This window comes from Streptomyces sp. NPDC006879 (genome assembly GCF_042869595.1).
Taxonomy (GTDB): Bacteria; Actinomycetota; Actinomycetes; order Streptomycetales; family Streptomycetaceae; genus Streptomyces.
Genome location: NZ_JBIAGC010000053.1, coordinates 1 through 16,493, shown reverse-complemented (window position 1 = coordinate 16,493; position 16,493 = coordinate 1). Strand labels below are relative to the sequence as shown.

Here is a 16,493-nt window from a genome sequence, read left to right as displayed (position 1 = left end):
GCAGGGGAAGCGCCGGGGTGGGGGACTCGTCGGACTTCCCGCAGGTCACGGGCAGGGACCACCCGGAGGAGCCGGGCGGCCCCTGCCCTCGTGTGCTGACATCACCGAGATCGGGGGCCGGCACGGTGCTGTAGGCCCGGCCGCGGGGCGGAAAGCAGGCTGCTCAAGCGGGGGTCGACACCAGTCCCCGGGGCCGCCCCGCCCTCAGGCGGGTTTGAGCCCTGGATCACCCGCCTCCATGACGAAGGAAGCGGCCGTGGTGACCCGGGCGCCAGGGGTCGTCACCCGGGACAGCGTACGGAAGTCGGCGCGGGCCCGGTTCTGCGTCAGGTTGAGCCTCAAGTAGCCGCGGCGTCCGTCGTAGAAGCCCAGGTGCGGGTTGGCCCTCATGAGATCGGCCCAGTTGGATGGGCGGACGGAGCCGTCCTTTCCACTGCTGATCGAGGTGGTGACGAGCTCGGTGCCGAGCGTACGGGAAGCCGGGTCGTCGAAGTCCTCCTTGATGTCGAAGGCAAGGCCGGCATGTACGTCGCCGGAAAGGATCACCAGGTTCTCCACGCCGGTGGCCGTGGCTCCCGCCAGGATCCGATCGCGGGAGGCCGGGTACCCGTCCCAGGCATCCATGGACAGCTTGGCCCCGTCACCGGGGACACTGCGCCGCCGGGCGAACACCACCTGTTGGGGAACGACGTTCCACACCGGGCGCGAAGCACGCCATCCGTCGAGCAGCCAACGCTCCTGCAAGGTTCCCGTCATGGTCCGGCCTGGATCCTCGGACCGGGGGCCGGGCGCCTTCCAGCCGTCCCCGTACGCCTGGTCCGATCGGTACTGACGGGTGTCGAGGACGTCGAACTGGGCCAGCTGCCCGAACCTCAGCCGGCGGTAGAGCCGCATGTGGGAACCTTGCGGTCGCTGGTGGTGGCGTAGCGGCTGGTTCTCCCAGTACGCCCGGTAGGCGGCGGCCCGGCGCAGCAGGAACTCCTCCGGTACGACGGCGTCCTCTGAGGAGTTCCCCGCATAGTTGTTCTCCGTCTCATGGTCGTCCCAGGTGACGACGAAGGGGTGGGCGGCATGGGCGGCGATGAGGTCCGGGTCGCTCTTGTAGAGGGAGTAGCGCAGCCGGTAGTCCTGCAGGGTCCGCGCCTCACGACCGTAGTGCGCGGGCAGGCGGCGGTCGGTGTAGCCGCGCGCGCCGCCGGCCGGGTCCACGGCGAACTCGTAGAGGTAGTCCCCGAGGTGCAGGACGACGTCGAGGTCCTCCTCGGCGAGGTGTCGGTAGGCGGTGAAGTAGCCGTCGTGGTACGCCTGACAGGAGACGGCGGCGAGGCTGAGACGGGTGGGGCCGGCGCCGGGACCAGGGGCCGTGCGGGTGCGCCCGGTGGGACTGATCCAGCTACCGGCGCGGAAGCGGTAGTAGTAGGCACGGTCGGAGGCGAGGTGGTCCAACTCCACGCGCACGCTGTGGTGGTACTCGGGGTGCGCGGTGGCTGAGCCCCGGCGCACGATCCGGCTGAACCGCGGGTCGTGAGCGAGCTCCCAGCGGACCTGGATCCGCCGGTGGGGCAGTCCGCTGTCGGGCTCGTAGGGGCGCGGCGCGAGCCTGGTCCACAGCAGCACTGACCCGGGCAGCGGGTCGCCGGAGGCGACACCGAGGGAGAACGGGTCCTGGGTGATCTTTCTCGGGTCCAGCTCCGGGGCGCCCGCGACACCGGCGGCGGGCAGTTCGGCGGCGAAGGCGAGGGCCGCCGCGGCGCTGGTGACGGTGAGGAACCTCCGTCGGTCGATATGACGCGCGGCGGCCCGGAACGCCGGCCCCAGACCCTGCCCCAAGCGGTCCACAACTGTCATCTGGCCCTCCCCTGGTAGCTGCAGTCCATGACAGCGCACCAGCAGGGGACGTCCGGGCTAGGTCCTCTGACGAACCTTCGCGTGTCGCGTCGATGAGTTGTCCGCGACGGCCCGCACCGGGGCCGACGCGCGGCGCCCCGGCCCTGAGCGGGCAAGGGTCCGCGGTGGCCGCGGCAGCACCGCCGGCCCCGGGTGATGGTGGGGCCCGATCGGACTAGCCCGGCCGGTCCTGCGAACCATCCGAAAGGACAGGGTAGTTGGGTTGAACCGCCCGCACGGGTGATGCGTCATCAATCTATGAGGACAGCTAGCGGGAAATCCCTGCGGATGGCCGCCCTCAGAGCAACACTGGTTGTATCCGCGCCCGTGCCCGCGGGCGAGGAAGACTGTTGGGACTGACCAGCCGATTGATACGGGGGGCGGCATGACAGCGACGTCGGGCCGCAGAACTCACACCACACCGCAGCGAAAGAACACTCCCATGTGCCAGCACCAGCCACCTTGCCCATCAGCAGATTCAGCCGACCGGGAGGCCGCCCGTCCCATGGCCAACCATCCGGAACAGGGCTGGAGCCTGCTGTGCAACGGTGTCCTGCTCTTCGAGGACACCGGTGAGCTGCTGCCGGACGGACAGATCATCGCGCCGCACCGCCCGCGGGCGGGGGCTGTGGCCTGACGCAACAGGCGCAGCAAGGCCGTGGGGGTCTGTCCCGGAAGTTCTTTCCGGGACAGACCCCCACGACCGTTGAGGGCGTCCTCCTCGTCACACCCGAACAGGGCGAGGAGGACGCCGCCGAGCTCAGTTGTCGTACTCCTCCAGCGGCGGACAGGAGCAGACCAGGTTCCGGTCGCCGAAGGCACCGTCGATGCGGCGGACCGGCGGCCAGTACTTGTCGGACGCCGTGACGCCGGCGGGGAAGACGGCCTCCTCACGGGTGTACGGGTGCGTCCACTCACCGCCGAGCGCGGCTGCCGTGTGGGGAGCGTTACTCAGGGGGTTGTCCTCGCCGGGCCATTCACCCGTGGCCACCCGCTCGACCTCTGCACGGATGGCGATCATGGCGTCGCAGAAACGGTCGAGTTCCCCGAGGTCCTCACTCTCGGTGGGCTCGATCATCAGGGTGCCGGCCACCGGGAAGGACATGGTCGGAGCGTGGAAGCCGTAGTCGATCAACCGCTTGGCGATGTCGTCGACGCTCACCCCGGTGGCCTTCGACAGCGGACGTAGGTCGATGATGCACTCGTGCGCGACCAGGTTGCCCGGTCCGGTGTAGAGCACCGGGTAGTGCGGCTCCAGCCGCTTGGCGATGTAGTTGGCGCCGAGCACCGCGACCTGGGTGGCGCGCTTGAGCCCCTCTCCGCCCATCAGGCGGACGTACGACCAGGAGATGGGCAGAATGCCCGCGGAGCCCCAGGGGGCGGCCGAGATCGGACCGACGCCGGTCTCAGGGCCGGCGGTCGGCTGCAGCGGGTGGTTGGGCAGGTAGGGCGCGAGGTGCTCCCGGACGCCGACCGGGCCGACGCCCGGGCCGCCGCCACCGTGCGGGATGCAGAAGGTCTTGTGCAAGTTCAGGTGCGAGACGTCACCACCGAAGTGACCCGGCTTGGCCAGGCCCACCAGGGCGTTGAGGTTCGCGCCGTCCACGTACACCTGGCCGCCGGCCTCGTGCACCTGGGCGCAGATCTCGGCGACGTGCTCCTCGAACACCCCGTGGGTGGAGGGGTAAGTGATCATGAGTACGGCGAGCTCGTCGCGGTGCTTGTCGATCTTGGCGCGCAGGTCGGCTGCGTCCACCTCACCGTCGTCGGCGGTCTTGACGACCACGACCTTCATTCCGGCCATCACCGCGCTGGCCGCGTTGGTGCCGTGCGCCGAGGACGGAATCAGGCAGACCGTGCGCTGGGTGTCGCCGTTGGCGCGGTGGTAGGCGCGCACCGCGAGGAGTCCGGCGAGCTCTCCTTGGGAGCCGGCGTTCGGCTGGAGCGAGACGCGGTCGTAGCCGGTGACCTCGCAGAGACGTTCCTCCAGCTCGTGGATGAGCGTCAGGTAGCCCTCCGCTTGCTCCACCGGGGCGAAGGGGTGCAGCTGCCCGAACTCCGGCCAGGTGACCGGCTCCATCTCGGTGGTCGCGTTCAGCTTCATGGTGCAGGAGCCGAGCGGGATCATGCCGCGGTCCAGCGCGTAGTCACGGTCCGAGAGCTTGCGCAGGTAGCGCAGCATCGCGGTCTCCGAACGGTGCTGGTGGAAGACCGGGTGGGTCAGGTACTCGTCCGAGCGCAGCAGTCCGGCGTCCAGCGCCTCGACGACCTCCGCGTCCAGCGCCTCGATGTCCGCTTCGATGGCGAAGGCACTCCACACGGCGGCCAGTTGGGCGCGCCCGGTGGTCTCGTCACAGGCGGCGGAGACATGGTCGGCGTCGACGAGACGGATGTTGACTCCGGCCGCACGGGCAGCAGCAGTGACCTCCGCGGCACGACCAGGCACCTTGGCGGTGACGGTGTCGAAGAAGTTCGTCTCCGTGACCTCCACCCCTCCGGCGCGCAGTCCGGCGGCGAGCAGGGTCGCGTAACGGTGGGTGCGCCGGGCGATCGTGCGCAGACCCTCAGGGCCGTGGTAGACGGCGTACATTCCGGCCATGACGGCCAGCAGCACCTGTGCGGTGCAGATGTTGCTGGTGGCCTTCTCCCGGCGGATGTGCTGCTCGCGGGTCTGTAGGGCCAGACGGTAGGCCTTGTTCCCGTCGGCGTCCACGGAGACGCCCACGAGGCGGCCCGGCAGGGAACGGGCGTGCTTGTCCTGGACGGCCATGTAGCCGGCGTGCGGCCCGCCGAAGCCCATCGGCACACCGAAGCGCTGGGTGGTACCGACGGCGATGTCGGCACCGAGCTCGCCGGGCGAGGTCAGCAGGGTCAGGGCCAGCAGGTCCGCGGCGACGGTGACGATCGCACCCAGCTCGTGGGCCTGGTCGATCACGGCCTTGATGTCGCGCACCGCGCCGGAAGCGCCCGGGTACTGGAGCAACACGCCGTAGACGCCGCGTTCGGCGATCTCGGCCGGGATCCCCTGACTCAGGTCCGCCACGACCACCTCGACGCCCGTGGGCTCGGCCCGGGTCTCGATGACCGCGATGGTCTGCGGCATCGTGTCGGCATCGACGAGGAAGACCCCGCCCTTGACCTTGCCGACCCGGCGCGCCAGCGTCATCGCCTCGGCAGCAGCCGTTCCCTCATCGAGCAGGGACGCACCCGAGGTGGGCAAGCCGGTGAGCTCGGCGACCACGGTCTGGAAGTTCAGCAGCGCCTCCAGGCGGCCCTGCGAGATCTCGGGCTGGTACGGCGTGTAGGCCGTGTACCAGGCCGGGTTCTCCATGACGTTGCGCAGGATCACCGGCGGGGTGAAGGTGCCGTAGTAGCCGAGGCCGATCATGGGGGCCAGTACCTGGTTGCGGTCAGCGAGCGAGCGCAACTCCGCGAGGACCTCGGCCTCGGTGCGGGCGGCAGGAAGCGCGAGCGCCTGCTGGCTCTTGATCACGTCCGGTACCGCGGCGGCGGTGAGTTCGTCGAGCGAGCCGTAGCCGACCTGGGCGAGCATCTTCGCCTGGGCCTCGACATCCGGACCGATGTGGCGCTGCTCGAAGGGAATGCCCTGCTCAAGCTGGGAGAGCGGGATGCGGTTGGCGGTCATGTACGGAGGCCTCCTGGTCTTCGCGACCTGCGAGGGGCACCACGGCGCGGGCGCCCGGACGGCCTCCCCCTCTGTCATCTCAACCTGAGAGCTTCACCGGCGCCACCGGGGGTTGCCCGGGAACTGCCGGCTTTCACCGTCGGTGAGGAAGGGAACCGGTCGCCGCGCGTCCGATGCCCGTCCTGCTTTCCAGAGTGACCTCGTCCGTGCGGTACGTGTGCCTGAGAGATTCCGGGGAGGATTTGCTCCTTCGGCGCCTCCGGGAAGCTGGTCGGAGGACTCTCCCGCACGGGGTCAGCGGCCAGGGCCCAGCCTACCAGCGAGGCTCTAGGGAGAGCTTTCGAGTGGCCGGTGAGAGGATTCTGCCCTTTCGTAGTTCTATCGGATTAGTTGCGACCAAATGGAGGGATCGTGCAGACCGACATCGATCCGCGCAGCCTGATCGGCCGCAAGGCGTTCGACCGCAATGGCGCCAAGCTCGGCACCGTGGACGAGGTGTACCTCGACGACGCCACCGGTGCTCCCGAGTGGGCCGCCGTGCGCACCGGGTTCTTCGGACGGGACGCCTTCGTCCCGCTGGAACCCAGCGAACTGTTCGAGGGCGGCCTACGCGTGCCCTTCGACCGGGCACTCGTCAAGGACGCCCCCGACTTCGGCGTCGGACGACACCTCTCTCCCGAGCAGGAGATCCAGCTCTACCACCACTACGGTCTGGACATCGCGCTCCCCGACGACCTCGCCGGATCCCACGAGGAGTCCGGCCCCTCCTTCGGTGAGCTCGCCGGCCCCGACGTCTAGCACCCCCGACGTCAGTGCGTGCACCGCGACCCCGGGACCGGCGGAGCGCCGAGGTCTGCCACCGCTCCACCGGTCCTCCCAGGGTCCACCAGCGGCAGCGGATCCGAGGGCTCCAGCTCCGGGTCGTCCACCCGGAACGTACGCACCCGCCCCGGCTGCGTGCCCGGCCCCTCGAAACGCACGGTCACCCGCCCCACGCCACTGCCCTGCACCCAGCCAGCCCCGTACACCGCGTGCTGCACGTCCACCCCCGGCGACCAGCGCCGCTCGGCAACCGGCACCGGAGCCGACGGCGGCCCCGCGCCGCGGTCCGTCTCGGGCCCCGGCGCCAGCGGAGGCAAGGCGGCCGACTCCTCGGATCTTTGAACCTCACCGGGGGCCTCCTGGACCCCCTGGGCGAAGAGGTCTCCCTGGGTGTAGTCCGCCAGCCCCGAGACACCCACGCCGAGCAGGCGCACTCCACCCGTGGTGTCAACCGACTCCAAGAGCCGGGCTGCCGCCTCCCGCACTACCGACAACTCGTCCGTGGGGCCACGCAGCGTCTCGGACCGTGTGAGGGTGGAGAAGTCGTACCGGCGCACCTTGAGCACGATCGTCCGCCCGGAGTGCCCCGAGGCACGTAGCCGGCCGACGCAACGGTCGGCCAGCCTCTGCACCTCGTAGCGGATCCGCACCCGGTCGTGAAGGTCCACCTCGAAGGTGTCCTCCACGGACACCGACTTCGTTTCGCGCTCGGAGACCACCGGCCGGTCATCGCGGCCGAGCGCCATCCGGTGCAACGCGAGACCGTGAGCACGCCCGAGCAGTCGAACCAGCTCGTCCTCCCCCGCCTCCGCCAGCTCCCCCACCGTGCTGATGCCGGCGCGACGCAGATGCTCCCCTGTGGCCGGCCCCACCCCGGGCAGGGTCCGTACGGTCATCGGAGCCAGAAGGTCCCGCTCGCTACCGGGCTCCAGCAAGAGCAGCCCGTCGGGCTTCGCCTGCTCCGAAGCGATCTTCGCCAGCATCTTGGAGCCCGCCAACCCCACCGAGCCGGTCAGCCCGGTGACCGCCAGGATCTGTGCCCGAAGCTGCTCACCCGCCCGCCGGGCTGCCGAGACGGTCGGCTCCAGCCCGCCCGCCTCCAGGTCCACGAAGGCCTCGTCCAGGCTGAGCGGCTCCACCAGGGGAGACCAGCGACCCAGCAACTCCATGACCTGCTCGCTGACGGCACGGTAGAGGGAGAAACGCGGCACCAGATAGGCGCCGTTCGGACAGAGCCGGCGGGCCTGCGCCGTGGGCATGGCGGAGTGCACACCGAAACGGCGAGCCTCGTAGGAGGCCGTGGCGACGACCCCGCGGGGCCCGATGCCACCAACGATGACGGGGCGGCCCCGCAGGCTGGGCTTGGCCGCCTGCTCAGCGGAAGCGTAGAAGGCGTCCATGTCCAGATGCAGGATCGTCGGTGCGGATCTCACACCATCGATGCTCTCTCAGACCACTGACAACACGCTTACGACCATGCGCCCGTGGCGCCTCAGACAGCCTTGTTGCGGCGACGCGCCAGTTCGTCCTGGGGGTTGCTACCCACCAGGGTCTCCCCGGTGTCGACCCGCTCACCGTGCAACTGGGACAGGGCGTGTTCCACGTCCCGCCAGACGACGCCGACCGCGATGCCGAACACGCCCTGGCCACCTTGGAGCAGACCGACCACCTCGTCGGGCGAGGTGCACTCGTAGACAGTGGCACCGTCGCTCATCAAGGTCATCCGCTCCAGGTCCGCAAAGCCTCGCTCCCGTAGGTGCTGGATGGCGGCCCGGATGTTCTGGAGCGCCACGCCGGTGTCCAGGAAACGCTTGACGATCTTGAGTACGACCACGTCGCGGAAGCTGTACAGCCGCTGGGTGCCCGACCCGTAGGCCGGTCGCACACTGGGTTCGACCAGCCCGGTGCGGGCCCAGTAGTCGAGCTGTCGGTAGGTGATCCCTGCCGCGGCGCAGGCTGTGGGCCCGCGATAGCCGATGACCTCGGACGCCGGGTCCTCGTTCACCTTCACCGGCTCGCCCGCGACGCGCGCCGAGGAGACCGAGCCGCCGATGGGACTCCCGACGGTGGAGCCGACCGCACTGCCGTGTAGCGGATACGGCCCGCCCTCCGCCGTACCGCCGCCGCTGAATCTCACGCCGACCCTCCGTCCTTGACCTGCCACCATGACGGTAGGCAGTCGCTAGGGGTGCGTCAACGATCGCCACACTCGGCACGCCGAGTGATAATCACCCTAAGAGTGGTTTCGTCCGCCTTATTTCGGGGAAAGCCTAGCCGAATGGGCTTCTGTAGCCCGGGGGATTCCAAAGGCGCGCCGACACGGCACGGCTACTGATTGCTGGTCCCGAAGTCCTCGGGCGAGATCTGGTCAAGGAACTCCCGGAACTTCTCCACCTCGTCCTCCTGCTCGTCCGGGATCGCGATCCCGGCGTCATCGAGCACCCCGTCGCTCCCGTAGATGGGCGTTCCGGTGCGAAGGGCCAGCGCTATCGCGTCGGACGGCCTGGCACTGACCTCCACTCCGCTGGCAAAGACCAGCTCCGCGTAAAAGACGCCCTCCCGCAAGTCCGTGATCCGAACCTCGGAAAGCTCCTCCCCGACCGCTTCCAACACGTCCTTGAAAAGGTCGTGCGTCAGCGGCCTGGCAGGAGCCATGCCCTGCTGGGCGAAGGCGATCGCGGTCGCCTCCCCCGGACCGATCCAGATGGGGAGGTACCGGTCGCCTCCCACTTCACGCAGGAGCACGATCGGCTGGTTGGAGGGCATTTCCACCCGGACACCCACAACGTCGAGCTCGTTCACACAGCAACCCTAGGACCTGCTCGGCAGGTTTGGGTAGTCGGGCCGGTCTCACCTCAGTGAAGACGCACTCCGAGCGCCGTCCCCACCAGCGCCTCGTGCAGGCGTACGGTCAGCCCGGCGAGCTCTCTCATGGTCGACTCGGCATGCGCCCGGGTCTGCGGATTGCGGTGTCGACGCTGCGGCGCCACCACCTGCTCGACGAGGCCGGCCTCCCGGTCCGCCGCCGCTTTCATCGCACGCAGATGCCGCGGCTCCAGTCCGAACCGCCCCAGATCGGCGACCAGACGCGCCACCGATACCGCCTCGGCCTCGTAGCCGCCCTCCGCGACCGGAGCGATCAGCCCGTAGGACTCCCATTCCACGAGCTGCTCCTCGTCCACGTCAGCAGCGGCCAGCAGCTCGGCCCTCCCCACCCGGGTCGCGGTCGGGCGTTCGGGGACCACCGTGGCCACCGGCTCGGCTTGTGGCGAAGGGGCGGGGATGCGCACCTGCTCCCCGCGTGCCAAGGCGTCGAGCTGCTCACGAATGACCTTGAGCGGGAGGTAGTGGTCCCGCTGGAGCCGCAGGATTCGTGCCAGCCGCTCGACGTCCTCGGGACGGAACTTGCGGTAGCCCGAAGGCGTTCGCTGGGGCTCGACCAGCCCCTCCGCCTCCAGAAACCGGATTTTGGAGATCGTGACTTCCGGAAACTCGTCACGCAGCTGAGCGAGCACCGCACCGATGCTCATCAACCGCCCGGCCGAGCTGGCGGTGCCGGAACCGGCACCGCCCGTCGGTGTACGCAGCATGGACTTCCCTTACGGGTCAGATGCCCCTCTGGCTCACGTAGAAGACCAGTCGGTACTTACCGATCTGCACCTCGTCGCCGTTGGTCAGCGCGACCGCTTCGATCGGCTCCCGATTGACGTACGTGCCGTTGAGGCTGCCCACGTCGGAGACCGTGAAGCCACCGTCGGCCTCCCGGCGGAACTCGACGTGCCGCCTGGAGACCGTCACATCGTCCAGGAAGATGTCGCTCTGTGGGTGGCGACCCGCGGTGGTCAGCTCGCCGTCCAGCAGGAAGCGGCTGCCGGAGTTCGGGCCGCGGCGCACGACCAGGAGCGCCGAACCGAGCGGCAGTGCGTCTACGGCGGCCTGGGCCTCGGGCGAGAGTGTGGGCGCGGGGTGCTGACCGGTCACCTCAGCCTCATAGGCCTCCAGCCCAGAGATCGAGATGGTCGACGTGGTCTCCGAAGCGCGCTCCGGCGTCAGACCCGACCGCAGCGGCGCTCCGCAGTTCGAGCAGAATCGGCTGGCCTCGGCGTTCTGGTGGCCGCACCTGCTGCAAACCTGGATGGCCGACATGGACGGCTCCTCGCGCCGCGGCTGGCCCGCGGAGGCATGGGTGGCGTACGGGTCGGGAGTCAACCCTCCACCCGCACTTGAGGTTGATGGTTCACCGAAACCTATGCGCCCGGAGGCCGCCGGGTCAACGGACGCGCCCTGGGCACCGGAAATGTCACCGGTCGCCCCCTCGACCTGGTCACGGAAGAGCGGACGCTCGGCCTGCTCCTCACCCTCCGCGCGGCTCGGAGCGCGGTGGCGGGCACCGCCGTCCTCGCGGGCCTTCTTGCCGAACAACTTCTCAAACAACTTCACGGGCGATTCCCCTTGACTGAAACAGACCCGCCCGTGGGGCAGGACGAACCCTTGATGCACACACCTGCCGACCCGGACACCCTCACAACGTCCGTAACCACCAGACAGTTTCCACCACGCACCACACTTCCGGTGCGGCGACCCCCCGCAAGCACGCACCCGCGCGCCTCGGCTCGCGTCCCGTCCCGCCTCATGACGATGACGACCGAGCGTAGTCAGGCTTATTCGGTGCCCGCAAGGCGTTCACGACGATCTTCGGGGAGCGGGTCACCGTCGCCGTGGCCTGCTCCTTCTCCATGGTCTGGATGACGCCGCCCGGAATTTTCAACGCGGGCTCCAGATCCTCGGGCTTTCCGATGACCTCGAATTCATAGGGCTGAGAGATCTTCTTGCCGTCGACCCGCACGCCGCCGTCAACATCGGAAAAATACGTGTCGGCCACGACTCGCTCCTGGTTGACCTGGATCGCCTCGGCCCCGGCGGCCCGCAGTTCCTGGATCACATCGAGCAACATGTCCGCCTCGACCAGTCCCTCGGGATCACTGACCCTGAGCGTGATGCCCGGTCCCTGCGCCGCCACCGTACCGGCGAGGATGCCTAGTTGCCGTTCCTTCTCCAGGGTTTGCCGGCGCGCCTCCTCCGCCTGGTTGGAACTGGTCTCCAGATCGCGACGCTGCTCCTCCAGCGCGGCCTTCTCGTCCTCAAGACGCTTGGTACGGCCGTCCAGTTCGTCCAGGATCCGCACCAGGTCCTCCTGGCGCGCCCCCCGCAGCGCGCTGCTGTCGCTGTTGGAGCGCACCTGAATGGCCAAGCCGAGGCCAAGACCGAACAGCAGCAGCGCGACGACCAGTTGGGCTCGGGTAACTCGCGGTGGCCACAGTGCAGACAGCAACCTGCGCCGTCCGGTGTCCTGCACCACCTGCGTGGGCCCTTCCCCGGGCTCTTCGTGACTCATCGGCCTCACGCCCGGAACACATGGCGGCGGATGGCCGCCGCGTTGGAGAAGATCCGGATGCCGAGCACGACCACGACTCCGGTCGACAGCTGCGGACCCACGCCAAGCTTGTCGCCGAGGAAGACGATCAACGCGGCCACCACCACGTTCGAAAGGAACGACACCACGAAGACCTTGTCGACGAAGATTCCGTCCAACATCGCCCTCAGACCACCGAAAACCGCGTCCAAAGCAGCCACCACGGCGATCGGAAGATACGGCTCCACCACGATCGGCACCTCGGGCCGGACAAGAAGCCCGACCACCACTCCTGCCACGAGGCCCAGTACCGCGATCACGAATTGCCCTTCCCTGTTTCGGCTGCGCCGCTCCCGGCGCCCCCACCCTTTGGTTCTGCTGTCCTTACGATCAGGCTCGACGCCGCGGGCAGGCGTACCTCCCGCTCGGCGGAGATGTTGGCGCGCACCCCGTAGTTCTCCTGAATGACGTGCAGGTACTGGCCGTCCGCACTGTCCTGGAAATCCGTGCTCAGCCGCTTGGGATCCCCCACCGCCAAAATCGTGTAGGGCGGGACGAGTGGCTTGTTGTCGACCAGTATCGCGTCTCCGGCGGCCCGGATCGCCGACAGCGCGGTGAGACGCTGTCCATTGATCGAAACCGCCTCCGCACCGGATTCCCACAAGCCGTTGACGATCCGCTGCATATCGCGGTCCCGCACCCGGCCGGTATCAGAGAAACCGGAGTTCTCCCGAGGTCCCCCACCGCCCGCGTCGGCTCCCTTGGCGTCGTCCACCACCAGCTTCAGCCCCGGACCGCGCACCTCGGTCGCCCCGGCCAACAAGGCCACCAGCTCACCCTGGCCGCCACCGTTGCGGCGCAGGGCTTCGCTCTGCATGCCGTCCACCTCGGCACGCAGGACGTCGATCTCCTTCTCCACGGCGTCAGCCGCGGCATCCGCGGACTCGACCCGCTCGATGAGCTTGTCCCGCTCCCTGGCGAGCACCGGAGCCTCGATCTGTGCCTGCGCGGCCCCCAGCGTCACCACCATGGAAGCCAGCACCAGGCCGGCCGCCAGCGCCAGCTTCGCCCTGACCGTCCGTGACGCACCAGCGCCCTCGGCGGATCTACGGGCGGAAGCCTCCGCGTACCCCTCGTCCAGGCTGTGGTCCATCACATGCGTCAACAGCGACATGGACGCATCCGGGCGAGCGGGCGGGCCCGCACTCGGGCTCCGGCTGTACGACGGCTGCGACATGCCGCACATCGTCGCACGTCACACACGTGGACGCCGAATGCACCCGTTCGGCCCCTCCTGCCCCCTCCACGGACGGGGCCGGACGGCGGTCTGCGCCATCCGGCCCCACTCCACAGACCGCGCAGAACCTACTGGTGGCCTGCCCCCTCCACCACGGCGGCCCACTCGTCCAACAGGGTCTGGGCCGAGGCGTCGTCGGGCCCTTCTGCCCACAGATGAGTGACGGCCTCCGCCGGGTCCGGCAGCACCAACGCCCAGCGGCCGTCCGCCTCGACGACCCGTACTCCGTCCGTCGTGTCGACCACGCGTGAGCCAGCCGCCTCGACCACCCTGCGCATCACGAGCCCCTTGACCGCCCACGGCGTCGCCAGGTCGCGCTTGAGCACGTGGGCCCTGGGGATCCTCGCGTCGATCTGGCTCAGGGTGAGTTGGGTCCGCGCCACCAGACCGATCAACTGCACGAATGCCGCGGAGCCGTCGAAGACACTGCTGAACTCGGGGACGATGAAGCCTCCCCGGCCGTCACCGCCGAAGATGGTCCCCTCCGCCCGTCCGACCCGGGTCAGATCATCGTTGGAGGTGGTCGTCCACTCCACCTGGGTGCCGTGATAAGCGGCCACCTGCTCGGCAATGCGCGTCGTGGTCACGGGCAGAGCGACCCGGCCGCTCCTGCGCTCCGCAGCCACCAGGTCGAGCAGGACGAGCAGGGCGCGGTCGTCCTCGATGATTCGCCCACGCTCGTCAACCAGCGAAATGCGTTCGCCCACCGGATCGAATCGCACCCCGAAGGCGGCACGGGCAGAAGCGACCATCTCCCCGAGCCTCACCAGACCGGCCCGCCTGGACTCGACGCTCTCGGTCGGACGGGACTCGTCCAACCCGGGATTGACCGTGAGCGCGTCCACCCCCAGCCGACCCAACAGGCTCGGCAGGACGAGACCGGCACTGCCGTTGGAAGCGTCCACCACCACTTTCAGACCGGCTTCGGCCACGCCCGTGGTGTCCACCTGCCGCAGGAGCGACCCGGTGTACGAGTCGAACACGCTGGCCGGGAACTGGAGGTCACCGATCTCTCCGGGGAACGCCCTCCGGTACTCCTGGCGCGCGTACACCCGGTCGAGTTTCCGCTGGCCCGCCTGCGAGAGGTCGGCGCCGCGCTCGTCGAAGAACATGATGTCCACGGAGTCCGGCACCCCGGGCGAGGTCCGGATCATGATGCCGCCGGCGCTGCCCCGGGCAGTCTGCTGCCTGGCCACTGGAAGCGGCACGTTCTCCAGGTCCCGCACGTCGATCGCACTCGTCTGGAGGGCGGAAATGACCGCTCTCTTCAACGCACGCGCGCCGCGGGAGTGGTCACGGGCGGTGGTGACCGTCGCCCCCTTCTTCAGCGTGGTGGCGTACGCACCCGCCAGCCGCACAGCCAGTTCCGGGGTGATCTCGACGTTCAGGATCCCCGAGACTCCGCGAGCGCCGAAGAGATGAGCTTGGCCGCGTGACTCCCAGATCACCGAGGTGTTGACGAAAGCGCCCGCCTCGATGGTCTTGAACGGATAGACACGGACGTTGCCCTGGATGATCGACTCTTCGCCGACCAGGCATTCATCACCGATGACCGCGCCGTCCTCGATACGGGCCGAGCGCATGATGTCGGTGTTCTTCCCGACGACACAGCCCCTCAGGTTGCTGTGCTGACCGATGTAGACGTTGTCGTGCACCACCGCACGATGCAGGAAGGACCCGCTCTTGACGACGACGTTCGAGCCGACGACCGTATGCTCACGAACCTCCGCTCCCGCCTCCACCTTGGCGTAGTCGCCGATGAACAGGGGGCCGCGCAGAACCGCGTCCGGATGAACCTCCGCCCCTTCGGCCACCCAGACGCCCGGAGAGATCTCGAAGCCGTCGATGTCGACGTCGACCTTGCCCTCCAGTACGTCTGCCTGCGCCTTCACATAGCTCTCGTGTGTGCCCACGTCCTCCCAGTAGCCCTCGGCGACGTATCCGTAGATCGGCCGGCCTTCCTTCATCAGCTGCGGGAAGACGTCACCGGACCAGTCCACCGGTACATCGGGGTCCACATAGTTGAAGACCTCGGGCTCCATCACGTAGATGCCGGTGTTCACGGTGTCGGAGAAGACCTGGCCCCAGGTCGGCTTCTCCAGGAAGCGCTCGACCTTGCCTTCCTCGTCGACGATCGTGATGCCGAATTCCAAGGGATTGGGTACACGGGTCAGGCAGACCGTGACCATCGCACCCTTGTCCTTGTGGAACCTGATCAGATCGGTGAGGTCGAAATCGGTCAGGGCGTCGCCGGAGATGACGAGGAAGGCATCGTCCTTCAACGCTTCCTCGGCGTTCTTGACGCTTCCCGCAGTACCGAGGGGCTTCTCCTCGTTGGCGTAGGTGAGCTCCATGCCGAGCTCTTCACCGTCTCCGAAGTAGTTCTTGACCATGGAAGCCAGGAACTGCACGGTCACGACGGTTTCATTGAGCCCATGCCTCTTCAGCAGCCTGAGCACGTGCTCCATGATCGGTCTGTTGGCGACCGGTAGAAGCGGCTTGGGCATGCTTGAGGTCATGGGACGAAGGCGGGTGCCCTCGCCTCCGGCCATCACGACGGCCTTCATGTCGGAAGCGTCCTCCTCGAAGAGACGACGGTCCAGCCGACTTCGCCCGCGTGAACGGATCCCGCTGCCGTCGTTGGCGCGGCTACCGGGCGATCAGTCGGCCGCGGTGTTGTCCGCCTTGACCAGGCGGGTCACCTGAACCACGTAAAGGATCCCTGCCCACCAGTACAGGGTTGTACCCCATCCAGCGAACGCCCATCCGAAAATGGCCGCCAGTTCGGCAAGCCATCCGTGTCCGTCGCTAAGCAGTAGCAACGGGAAGGCGTACATGAGGTTGAAGGTCGCCGCCTTGCCCAGGAAGTTGACCTGGGGTGGCGGATAGCCGTGCCGCCGCAGGATCCACACCATGACCAGGAGCATGGCCTCCCGAGCCAGCAGCACCGCGGTCAGCCACCAGGGAAGGATTTCTCGCCAGGTCAAGCCCACGAGGGTGGAGAGGATGTACAGCCGGTCGGCGGCCGGGTCGAGGAGCCGGCCGAGGTTGCTGATCTGGTTCCAGCGTCGCGCCAGCGTTCCGTCGAGGTAGTCGCTGATGCCACTGAGCATCAGGACCAGTAGCGCCCAACCATCGCTGTTCGGGCCGCCGAAGACGGGCCGCAGGATGAGCCACAGGAACAGGGGCACACCGACGAGGCGGGCCATGCTCAGGATGTTCGGGATGGTGAGGACCCGGTCCGTATGAACCCGAGTCTCCTGGACCTCCACCCGGGAGCCTCCCCTTGAAAACGTATGAACGATGCACCATGACCCTACAGGAGGGGTCTTTGAACGCAGAGAAGCCCTGTGCCGGATACCCGGCACAGGGCTTCTCAAAAAAATTGTTCGGCGGCGTCCTACTCTCCCACAGGGTCCCCCCTGCAG

General features: G+C 68.4%; 14 protein-coding genes and 1 riboswitch. Of the genes, 2 read left to right on the top strand and 12 right to left on the bottom strand.

Annotated elements, in window-relative coordinates:
• Window positions 1-204: 204 nt before the first annotated feature.
• Window positions 205-1,848, bottom strand: a complete 1,644-nt coding sequence (locus ACFYMC_RS26525; RefSeq protein ID WP_388529598.1) for an alkaline phosphatase D family protein — start codon at window positions 1,846-1,848, stop codon at window positions 205-207.
• Between the two features lie 481 nt (window positions 1,849-2,329).
• Here ACFYMC_RS26525 and ACFYMC_RS26520 point away from each other — a divergent pair, with 481 nt between their 5' ends.
• The gene (locus ACFYMC_RS26520) at window positions 2,330-2,524 is read left to right on the top strand and encodes a DUF5999 family protein (RefSeq protein ID WP_388529595.1); all 195 of its coding nucleotides are present in this window, start codon (window positions 2,330-2,332) and stop codon (window positions 2,522-2,524) included.
• 123 nt (window positions 2,525-2,647) lie between these two features.
• On the opposite strand, the gene gcvP is transcribed toward ACFYMC_RS26520, so the two are convergent.
• Window positions 2,648-5,533 carry an aminomethyl-transferring glycine dehydrogenase gene (gene gcvP / locus ACFYMC_RS26515; RefSeq protein WP_388529592.1) on the bottom strand — a complete coding sequence of 962 codons (2,886 nt, stop codon included), beginning with the start codon at window positions 5,531-5,533 and terminating at the stop codon, window positions 2,648-2,650.
• Window positions 5,534-5,732: 199 nt separating this feature from the next.
• Window positions 5,733-5,830: riboswitch (glycine riboswitch) on the bottom strand.
• Window positions 5,831-5,944: 114 nt separating this feature from the next.
• Between gcvP and ACFYMC_RS26510 the strand changes: the two genes are divergently transcribed.
• Entirely contained in the window at window positions 5,945-6,331 is a 387-nt protein-coding gene (locus ACFYMC_RS26510; RefSeq protein ID WP_388529589.1) for a PRC-barrel domain-containing protein, read from the top strand.
• 11 nt (window positions 6,332-6,342) lie between these two features.
• On the opposite strand, the gene ACFYMC_RS26505 is transcribed toward ACFYMC_RS26510, so the two are convergent.
• From ACFYMC_RS26505 to ACFYMC_RS26460, 10 genes are all read right to left on the bottom strand, one after another.
• The gene (locus ACFYMC_RS26505) at window positions 6,343-7,788 is read right to left on the bottom strand and encodes a DNA polymerase IV (RefSeq protein ID WP_388529586.1); all 1,446 of its coding nucleotides are present in this window, start codon (window positions 7,786-7,788) and stop codon (window positions 6,343-6,345) included.
• Window positions 7,789-7,847: 59 nt separating this feature from the next.
• A complete protein-coding gene (locus ACFYMC_RS26500; protein ID WP_388529583.1) occupies window positions 7,848-8,492 on the bottom strand; it encodes a MerR family transcriptional regulator in 645 nt (214 codons plus the stop codon).
• 191 nt (window positions 8,493-8,683) lie between these two features.
• Window positions 8,684-9,157, bottom strand: a complete 474-nt coding sequence (locus tag ACFYMC_RS26495; protein WP_388529580.1) for a bifunctional nuclease family protein — start codon at window positions 9,155-9,157, stop codon at window positions 8,684-8,686.
• A gap of 53 nt (window positions 9,158-9,210) precedes the next feature.
• Window positions 9,211-9,945, bottom strand: coding sequence for a MerR family transcriptional regulator (locus ACFYMC_RS26490; RefSeq protein ID WP_388529578.1), 735 nt, complete (start codon window positions 9,943-9,945; stop codon window positions 9,211-9,213).
• Between the two features lie 16 nt (window positions 9,946-9,961).
• On the bottom strand, window positions 9,962-10,903 hold the full coding sequence (locus tag ACFYMC_RS26485) for an FHA domain-containing protein (RefSeq protein WP_388529651.1): 942 nt from the start codon (window positions 10,901-10,903) through the stop codon (window positions 9,962-9,964).
• 82 nt (window positions 10,904-10,985) lie between these two features.
• The gene (locus ACFYMC_RS26480; protein WP_388529575.1) at window positions 10,986-11,750 is read right to left on the bottom strand and encodes a DUF881 domain-containing protein; all 765 of its coding nucleotides are present in this window, start codon (window positions 11,748-11,750) and stop codon (window positions 10,986-10,988) included.
• 5 nt (window positions 11,751-11,755) lie between these two features.
• Window positions 11,756-12,088 (bottom strand): small basic family protein, encoded by a 333-nt coding sequence (locus tag ACFYMC_RS26475; protein ID WP_388529573.1) that lies wholly within the window; start codon window positions 12,086-12,088, stop codon window positions 11,756-11,758.
• Window positions 12,085-13,005: a DUF881 domain-containing protein gene (locus ACFYMC_RS26470; protein ID WP_388529571.1), complete on the bottom strand. Its 921-nt coding sequence runs from the start codon at window positions 13,003-13,005 to the stop codon at window positions 12,085-12,087. The genes ACFYMC_RS26475 and ACFYMC_RS26470 overlap by 4 nt, the downstream gene beginning before the upstream one ends.
• A 128-nt stretch (window positions 13,006-13,133) precedes the next feature.
• The gene (locus tag ACFYMC_RS26465; protein ID WP_388529569.1) at window positions 13,134-15,632 is read right to left on the bottom strand and encodes a sugar phosphate nucleotidyltransferase; all 2,499 of its coding nucleotides are present in this window, start codon (window positions 15,630-15,632) and stop codon (window positions 13,134-13,136) included.
• Between the two features lie 93 nt (window positions 15,633-15,725).
• A complete protein-coding gene (locus ACFYMC_RS26460) occupies window positions 15,726-16,337 on the bottom strand; it encodes a CDP-alcohol phosphatidyltransferase family protein (RefSeq protein ID WP_388529567.1) in 612 nt (203 codons plus the stop codon).
• Window positions 16,338-16,493 lie beyond the last annotated feature (156 nt).

Excerpts from the sequence above, each read along its gene's own strand:
- ACFYMC_RS26480 (WP_388529575.1), bottom strand. The coding sequence starts at position 11,750 with ATGAGTCACGAAGAGCCCGGGGAAGGGCCCACGCAGGTGGTGCAGGAC.
- ACFYMC_RS26490 (WP_388529578.1), bottom strand. The coding sequence starts at position 9,945 with ATGCTGCGTACACCGACGGGCGGTGCCGGTTCCGGCACCGCCAGCTCG.
- ACFYMC_RS26470 (WP_388529571.1), bottom strand. The coding sequence starts at position 13,005 with ATGTCGCAGCCGTCGTACAGCCGGAGCCCGAGTGCGGGCCCGCCCGCT.
- ACFYMC_RS26520 (WP_388529595.1), top strand. The coding sequence starts at position 2,330 with ATGTGCCAGCACCAGCCACCTTGCCCATCAGCAGATTCAGCCGACCGG.
- ACFYMC_RS26465 (WP_388529569.1), bottom strand. The coding sequence starts at position 15,632 with ATGAAGGCCGTCGTGATGGCCGGAGGCGAGGGCACCCGCCTTCGTCCC.
- ACFYMC_RS26525 (WP_388529598.1), bottom strand. The coding sequence starts at position 1,848 with ATGACAGTTGTGGACCGCTTGGGGCAGGGTCTGGGGCCGGCGTTCCGG.
- gcvP (WP_388529592.1), bottom strand. The coding sequence starts at position 5,533 with ATGACCGCCAACCGCATCCCGCTCTCCCAGCTTGAGCAGGGCATTCCC.